Annotated in this window: 9 protein-coding genes and 1 pseudogene; 3 read left to right on the plus strand and 7 right to left on the minus strand. The window is 43.1% G+C overall.

All coding sequences use genetic code 11. The features are described from left to right. Positions 1-847: tRNA 2-selenouridine(34) synthase MnmH (gene mnmH / locus AWV70_RS21195; protein WP_235588803.1), on the plus strand; the 847-nt coding region annotated here is incomplete at its 5' end. Positions 848-867: 20 nt separating this feature from the next. Here the strand turns inward: mnmH and AWV70_RS21200 are convergent. Continuing rightward, entirely contained in the window at positions 868-2,160 is a 1,293-nt protein-coding gene (locus AWV70_RS21200; RefSeq protein WP_060210540.1) for a purine/pyrimidine permease, read from the minus strand. A gap of 59 nt (positions 2,161-2,219) precedes the next feature. Continuing rightward, on the minus strand, positions 2,220-2,930 hold the full coding sequence (locus tag AWV70_RS21205; protein ID WP_060210467.1) for a DUF421 domain-containing protein: 711 nt from the start codon (positions 2,928-2,930) through the stop codon (positions 2,220-2,222). A 153-nt stretch (positions 2,931-3,083) separates the two neighbouring features. Here AWV70_RS21205 and AWV70_RS21210 point away from each other — a divergent pair, with 153 nt between their 5' ends. Continuing rightward, positions 3,084-3,560, plus strand: coding sequence for a general stress protein (locus AWV70_RS21210; protein WP_060210468.1), 477 nt, complete (start codon positions 3,084-3,086; stop codon positions 3,558-3,560). 47 nt (positions 3,561-3,607) lie between these two features. Here AWV70_RS21210 and AWV70_RS21215 read toward each other — a convergent pair whose 3' ends face one another. From AWV70_RS21215 to AWV70_RS21230, 4 genes are all read right to left on the minus strand, one after another. After that, entirely contained in the window at positions 3,608-4,165 is a 558-nt protein-coding gene (locus tag AWV70_RS21215) for a DUF420 domain-containing protein (RefSeq protein WP_060210469.1), read from the minus strand. A gap of 117 nt (positions 4,166-4,282) precedes the next feature. Next, positions 4,283-5,032 carry an amino acid ABC transporter ATP-binding protein gene (locus AWV70_RS21220; protein WP_060210470.1) on the minus strand — a complete coding sequence of 250 codons (750 nt, stop codon included), beginning with the start codon at positions 5,030-5,032 and terminating at the stop codon, positions 4,283-4,285. 31 nt (positions 5,033-5,063) lie between these two features. After that, positions 5,064-5,723: an amino acid ABC transporter permease gene (locus AWV70_RS21225; protein ID WP_060210471.1), complete on the minus strand. Its 660-nt coding sequence runs from the start codon at positions 5,721-5,723 to the stop codon at positions 5,064-5,066. Positions 5,724-5,789: 66 nt separating this feature from the next. After that, on the minus strand, positions 5,790-6,569 hold the full coding sequence (locus AWV70_RS21230) for an amino acid ABC transporter substrate-binding protein (RefSeq protein ID WP_060210472.1): 780 nt from the start codon (positions 6,567-6,569) through the stop codon (positions 5,790-5,792). A gap of 234 nt (positions 6,570-6,803) precedes the next feature. Here AWV70_RS21230 and AWV70_RS21235 point away from each other — a divergent pair, with 234 nt between their 5' ends. Beyond that, positions 6,804-7,088 carry a hypothetical protein gene (locus AWV70_RS21235; protein WP_060210473.1) on the plus strand — a complete coding sequence of 95 codons (285 nt, stop codon included), beginning with the start codon at positions 6,804-6,806 and terminating at the stop codon, positions 7,086-7,088. A gap of 66 nt (positions 7,089-7,154) precedes the next feature. Here the strand turns inward: AWV70_RS21235 and AWV70_RS21240 are convergent. Continuing rightward, positions 7,155-7,419: pseudogene (locus AWV70_RS21240) on the minus strand (hypothetical protein); the annotation flags it as partial.

Here is a 7,419-nt window from a genome sequence, read left to right on the forward strand (position 1 = left end):
CGCTTTTATTCGGCAGTTTAAAAAGATAAATACGCCAATGACCGTCTTTTGCTGGCGGGGGGGTATGCGAAGCAAAACAGCCGCAACTGTCCTAGATTTAATGGGCATCCAAGCAAACCGGTTAAGTGGCGGAATACGGACCTATCGCCAATGGGTTGTAAAAGAATTGGAAAAGGAATCATTTTCACCGAAATTGATTGTGTTGAATGGATATACAGGATCCGGCAAGACTGTTCTTCTAAACCGGCTAGCTGACGAAGGATTTCCTGTCATCAATCTGGAACAGCTCGCAGGACATCGGGGGTCTATTTTTGGTCATATTGGGCTCGAACCGAATAACCAAAAAAAGTTCGATTCATTGCTTATCCATGAACTGCAAAAGATGAAAGATGAACCATACGTCTATTTGGAAGGTGAAAGCAAAAGAATTGGCAAAGTGCTGATCCCCTCTTTTTTATTCGATAAAAAAGAAAATGGAATCCATGTTTTCATCCATCTTCCAATGGAACAACGCGTTAAAAACATCCTGGCTGATTATAATCCTTGGGGAGCTGAAGTTAAGTTCATCGAAGCATTCAAATTAATTAAAAGGCGCATTCATATGCCCATCGCAAAAGAGATAGAGGTAAGAATAGGCGAAGGGAAGTTCGAGGAAGCAGTTGCCTTATTGCTTGAATACTACTACGATCCTCGCTATGCGTATTCAACGACAAAACATCCACACGAAAATGATTTTGTTATTTATGCTGATTCAGCAGACGATGCATTTGAACAAATATTGAATTTGAGTCTTTCCTCCAGAATAATGAATTCAAATGTAAAAGCTGTCGATTACTTCTCCGAGTGATCGACAGCTTTTCCGTTCTGTTATTCAACGGCATGCTTTTCCCTACTTATATAAAACCGTTCGATCAATATGGCAATGACTGTACCCGTTATCAACCCATTCGACAGGACGGCTGAAACAGCATGGGGCAATTCGGACATGCTCTCCTGTGGGATGAACATGATTCCGACTCCGATCATCAATCCGATAGCCGCCACCTTATAGGAGCGGTCCCGCTTCGGCTCAGCATCAAGTTCGTGGAAGGCCATTTCAACCATCTTTGAAAAGATTGCAAACGTGACCGCATACGCAACCGGCGCCGGCAAAACAGCAAATACTGACATGATTGAAGGAATAAGCGTCATGCTGATCACAATAACACTGCCTGCTATGAACGGTTTAAGTGATGCCATTCTCGTCGCACCGACAAATCCTGCAGCGCCCGAAATGGGAACAGGTCCAATGGCAGAAAAGACTCCTGCAAATAAATGATTAATCCCTGAAGCGATTGACCCCTGTTTCATTCGATCCGGCGGAGTGATTGAAAAAGACTGCTTCAACAAGCTTTCCATCACCCGGATGGATGCCATCATATTTGCAATCAGCAACAGTGTAATAAAAACTGCAGTTATAAACATGCCACTGTCCCAAACCGGCTTTCCGTACACGAAAAGCTCGGGAAGCCGGACCCATTGTCCGCTCTGAAGATTTACATTTTCTGCCTTACCGATGAGCATGAATAGAATCCATCCGAATCCGATCGATAAGAGAACGGAATACCTGGAAACCCAAGACACTTTATGGTTCATTGTAATGAATGTCACGATAACGACCGCGAAACTCCCAAGGAATAATAGACCGTCAATCTTGTCCCCTGCACTTTCAACACCTACCATTCCTTTAAGGAAAGTACCGCTTAATTGCAAAATGAGAAGCATCAAATATGTAAATGTAACCGTAGGCGTAAATAGATCTTTCATTTTCGTTATCAATCCACTAATCGCCAATAAAATAAATAGGGCGCCGCTGATTAGCATTCCGCTTTGCAATGCTTGCAGAGCATCTTCGCCCGTAGGGTATGCAATGCCTACCATTCCGGCGTAGACGACGAAAATTCCCCACCATAAACCTGCTGGTCCTTCATTGATCGGCAGGCGATGCCCGGCAATCGCTTGAACAAGGCATGCAATCCCAAGCACAAACATCGTACGTTGAATGAAAAGCCCAGTTTCAGCAGCATCCATTCCAAACACATGAGCAATCGCAATAGGAGCTGCAATTGAGGATGCGAATAAAAAAACCGCCCATTGCACCCCTCCGACAACTGTTTTCATAAGTGCACCTCTCATCAGAATTCCACCCCGTTACAACTTCGAACGGTTACTTCAGCCGATCAGCTTGGCTGATGACCATTTAACTCTATAGTATCAGCAAATCCTTTAATGAAGAAACCATTCGTCTCCGACCATTCGCAATAGAGAATATCCTTTGCATGATGATAACCTTCCTCCCTTATCCCCTGTTCTAGCCATTGATTTGATTTTCCGATTGCATGCAAGACTTCCGATTTCACTTCCCCTTCATCAACGAGCAATACACTTGGTTCCTCTTCCTTTTTCTCGACACCCAAATCATCTGCCAAGACAGATTTATATTTGGCAAATGAATTAATGGAAATTTGGCCGCCGGGTTCGATATACATATCTCGGACTTCCCTCAAAGAAAAAATTCCTTGTTGACGAAGCATCGTTCGGATCTGTTCCATTTCCAATTGGTTTTTCTTAAACGCTTTCTGATTGATTTTCCCGTCTGCAATCAATTGAGCTGGCTCCCCTTTTAAGAGTATACGTAATCTATTAAACCGAGACACCAATTTTTCGATGGCAAAAATGGCAACTGCCCATACAGCAAGCGAGAACAGGAACATCCAAATTGATATTTTATTGTCATATAAGCTTTCTTCAAGGATTCCTCCAAACATAATAAGATAAATGATGTCATATGGTGTCATTTCCGCCAGATGCTTTTTTCCTAAAAGGCGGATGACAATCAAGAAAGCTATCAACCCGACAACGAGTTTCAGTCCATTTATCAAATAATCCATTCATATGCCTCCTCTTCTACAGTTAGTTGAATACCCGATAACATACGCTTTAAATCTAATATGGCGTTGCCGATGTTTTAAATAGAAACGATAGGGTATTTTCTAGAATAGCAATCACCTAGAACAAAAAACTTTACTCAGGAGGCGTTTTAAATGGTTCAACGACATGTGGTAGGGTACTATGACAACGAATCAGAAGCTGTTGCTGCTATTGAAGAATTGAAACGACAAGGATACACTTCAAATGACATTTCCATCATTAGTAAAGATAGAGATCATGTGGATTACATCGAGGAACAAACTGGAACGCATGCTGCAGATGGCGCGGCTACAGGTGCGGCAACTGGCGGCTTGCTCGGCGGTTTAGGCGGCGTACTGGCAGGAATCGGAGCACTTGCAATTCCTGGGATAGGTCCAATCGTCGCAGCTGGTCCCATCGTTGCGGGAATCACTGGCGCGGCTGCCGGGGCCGGAGTCGGCGGACTAGCCGGCGCATTGATCGGCATGGGCATTCCGGAAGAGGAAGCTAATCGTTACAACGATTATTTCAACGAAGGGAAAATCCTTGTGTTAGTGGATGGCGAATATTTGAATACGCGTATGGACTACCCGGATCGACCGCTGATTTAATATGAAAAAAGGCTGCTCCCCACCAATGGGGAGCAGCCTTTTTCATGTTAATAATATGGTGAGATTAGTATGTAGACGAGTACACCGGTAAAACTGACATACAACCAGATCGGCATCGTCCATCGCACTATTTTACGATGACGCTCATGCTCCCTATTCCAAGCCCTCGCAACACTCGTTAAAGCGAGCGGCACAATTGCCGCAGCAAGTAGTATATGAGTGATGAGAACAAAATAATAGATACCCGCTAACACACCGCTCCCGCCATATGGAGTGGATGGCGACAAATAGTGAAAAGCGACATATGTGACAAGGAACAAAGCAGTCGTGCAAAATGCGGCATAAATAAATTTCCGATGGACATCCACATTTCTTTTCTTGATGGCAATGAGTGCCCCGACTAAGAAAAGGAATGTGAAGCTATTGAAAATAGCATTCATTAATGGAAGAATCGTGACATCGAATGCATCGAAATCTTCCACTCCTTGCTTTCCAGACAGCCATCCGATAATTCCTATCAAAACAACGGATAGAATAATTATCGCAGGTCTATAATTTCTTTTCTTGAAAGGCCTTCCTACGATTGATTCTCCGGACTGATTCATTCTTTACATCTCCTTATGCTCTAGCTATCCCTCCGTAGTGTATCATATTTTTCACATGATAATTCCAACTTCACATTGTTGTCAAAATGATGGCATCCCTTGTGCGGAGTATTTTATTCATGTTTGCAATGTCCGATGTAGAAACGATTTTGTCCTTTCCATTTGCGGATTCGTTAATAGATCGACAGGACTTCCAGACTCGACGATTTCTCCTTTGTCCATGAAAATCGCTTTGGTAGCGACGTCTTTTGCAAATTCCATTTCATGTGTGACAACAACCATCGTCATACCCTCTTGCGCAAGATCTTTCATGACACGAAGAACTTCACCTGTTAATTCCGGATCGAGGGCTGAAGTAGGTTCATCGAACAAAAGAATTTCAGGTTTCCTCATTAGGGCACGTGCGATTGCAACCCGTTGTTTCTGACCACCGGAAAGTTTGGAAGGCAACACATCAGCCTTGTCGGAAAGACCGACCTTCTTTAATAATTCCATGCTCAAGCTCCGATTTTGTTCAGCGCTTCCCTGTTTCAGAAGCTTAGGCGCAAGTTCAAGATTCTCAACTACAGTCAAATGCGGAAACAGATTGAAATGCTGAAATACCATCCCCATCTTGGAGGTGATCTGTTTTACAAGTTGTGGCTTCGAATAGATTCCTTCCTTCACGATATAATTTCCATTGACCGAAACGTTTCCTCCATCCAATTCCTCTAAATGGACCAGACTTCTGAGCATGGTACTTTTCCCCGATCCGGACGGACCGATGACTGCAATGACATCATTCTTATTTACTTCAAAACTGATCTGCTTGAGTACCTCAAGCGAATCAAATGATTTCTTTATGTTTTCCACTTCAAGAATCGGCATTCCCTTTCACTCCTTACTATCAATCACTAAATTAATCAAACCGTAAACGCCTTTCCAACCATTTGAAGAACATTGTCAAACATAGCGTGATCAGTAGATAGATGACGCCTGCCAGCAAGAATGGCGTTATAGTGAAGTCACGGTTGACTGCTGTCTGTGCAAAGTGCAACAGTTCAGGGACTGCTACCGCGTACAGCAAAGCGGTATCCTTCACCAAAGTGACAGACTCATTCGCCACTGAGGGCAATGCGACACGGAACATTTGAGGCAGCACAACGTTGCTCATTGTCTGCCATCTATTCAATCCAAGTACTTGCGCAGCTTCATATTGGCCTTTATCAATTGAAAGTAGACCGCCACGGAAAATTTCGGCAAAATAAGCTGCGTAATTTAAAATAAAGCCTAAACATGCAGCAACAAATCGGTCAAGCACCAAGTACTCCCCGATTACCGGAATTAGCGGCAAGCCGAAAACGATGAATAGAAGTTGCAATAAGAGCGGTGTTCCCCTCATTAAATAAATATAGGCATTTGCCAAATATGCTAACGGTTTGATGGAACTCCTTACAATTAACGTCAGCAGGAAGCCAAGCGGGATGGATACTATGATGGCGACTAAGAATAAGATAATCGTCGCTTGGGCCCCTTCCAGCATCGGTTTTAAGATGGACAAAAAATAATCGATAGACATAAGTGATAACTCCTTCTAAAAAAGCAAAACAGGTTTTCTCATCGAAAACCCGGCATGCTTGATTCATTATTTAAGCACTTTATCTTCCCCGAACCATTTCGTGGATATTTTCGCTGCACTGCCGTCTTCATTCATTTTATCTAGAGCTGTCTGTAATTTTTCAAGCAATTCTTCATTACCCTTTTTCACGCCGACGCCATACTCTTCAGGCGCTAATGACTCGTCCAACACTTTAAAAGCGCCTTCCTCTTTGGACATATAATAATCGATGACAACTTCGTCAATGACTACAGCATCCACACGGCCTGATTTCAAGTCGGAAAGTGCAAGGACATTATCCGAGTACTCTGAAACAGACTTGATTTCCGATTGGATCGGATTGTCGTTCAGCGCATTCGCCGCCGAGGAAAGAGCTTGCAAGCCGACTTTTTTGCCGGAAAGGTCTTTCAGTAGGGCGATATCGGAATCTGCTAATGTAGCTACAACTTGCGCATTTTTCAAGTAAGGCTTTGTAAAAAGCACTTTTTCTTTACGTTTATCCGTGATTGTATACCCATTCCAGATCAAATCAATTCTTCCACTGCTCAATTCGGTTTCTTTTGTTTTCCAATCGATCGGCTGGAACTTCACTTCCATCCCCATATGCTCCGCTGCCGCCATCGCATATTCGATATCGAATCCAGTCAATTCATTGCTTTCATCCCGGAAACCCATCGGGGCGAATTTATCATCCACTCCAATAACGAGAACATCCTTCCCTCCGGACTTACCGGTTGAACTGCCGCAACCTGTTACGACAAGTAAAGCAACTATTGAAATGATAAATAATGTCATATATTTTTTCATTGATGTCTCTCCTTTCGCATTCTCTCTTTAGCACTTTAGTCTATTAACGTATTGATAATATATCATGATTCCCCTATAAAGAAAACCCCTTTACTAGTTTGCGGAATTTTCATTCTCGATCGTTTGGGATTAGTATGCGATTGGATGACGTTTTGATTCTGGCAAAAAAGGCAATTGAATAGTACGGAGCGATGTAAATGGATGTCAGAAAATAGTTCCAAGGAGGATATTGAAATGGAAAAAGACTTCAAGAAAGAAAAACGTCGAACAAATGAAAATAAACAGGATTTTAAAAATGAATTTGTGGAAAACAGCAGGAATAATGAAGCGGGGCAACAACAGCAGCCTGCTGCAAAAGTCGAGGAAAGTTATAAGTCGGATAGAGAGCCGAATGGAATGGATCCGCAAACGATTATTGAAAAAGGTTACTCCTTTCAGGAATCCCCGGATGAGTTGCGGTCACAAAGGATGAATCGTTTTGGTAAAGAACCGAATGGTATTAATCCGGAAAATAAATGATGTAAGAATAAGCATCCGCTCCACAAAAGGATAGGGTGCTTATAACAGTCATCTTACTTATTCAAATCATATCTTGCCTAGGTCATCATATACCCGTTTCAATACTGTCGCAAACTGCTCACGTGTTAGAGAATCCTTCGGCCGCATACCGGGCTGATCGCCTTCCGTCAGAAAGCCCTTCGACTTAGCCCATTCCCACGCCTGTCTATGCGATGGACTGACGATGCTTGGATTCGGTTCTGCCACTACTGCTTCCCCCTTTTCCATTGTGGATACTGCTAAATCAACCGAAGCGATAGTCAGCCGGCCTGCCACACCATCCACGATGAGG

Source organism: Sporosarcina koreensis (genome assembly GCF_001531445.1).
In the GTDB taxonomy this organism is placed as follows: Bacteria; Bacillota; Bacilli; order Bacillales_A; family Planococcaceae; genus Sporosarcina; species Sporosarcina koreensis_C.

Coding starts and splice junctions, on each gene's coding strand:
- AWV70_RS21200 (WP_060210540.1), bottom strand. CDS start 2,160: ATGAAAACAGTTGTCGGAGGGGTGCAATGGGCGGTTTTTTTATTCGCA.
- AWV70_RS21205 (WP_060210467.1), bottom strand. CDS start 2,930: ATGGATTATTTGATAAATGGACTGAAACTCGTTGTCGGGTTGATAGCT.
- AWV70_RS21210 (WP_060210468.1), top strand. CDS start 3,084: ATGGTTCAACGACATGTGGTAGGGTACTATGACAACGAATCAGAAGCT.
- AWV70_RS21215 (WP_060210469.1), bottom strand. CDS start 4,165: ATGAATCAGTCCGGAGAATCAATCGTAGGAAGGCCTTTCAAGAAAAGA.
- AWV70_RS21220 (WP_060210470.1), bottom strand. CDS start 5,032: ATGCCGATTCTTGAAGTGGAAAACATAAAGAAATCATTTGATTCGCTT.
- AWV70_RS21225 (WP_060210471.1), bottom strand. CDS start 5,723: ATGTCTATCGATTATTTTTTGTCCATCTTAAAACCGATGCTGGAAGGG.
- AWV70_RS21230 (WP_060210472.1), bottom strand. CDS start 6,569: ATGAAAAAATATATGACATTATTTATCATTTCAATAGTTGCTTTACTT.
- AWV70_RS21235 (WP_060210473.1), top strand. CDS start 6,804: ATGGAAAAAGACTTCAAGAAAGAAAAACGTCGAACAAATGAAAATAAA.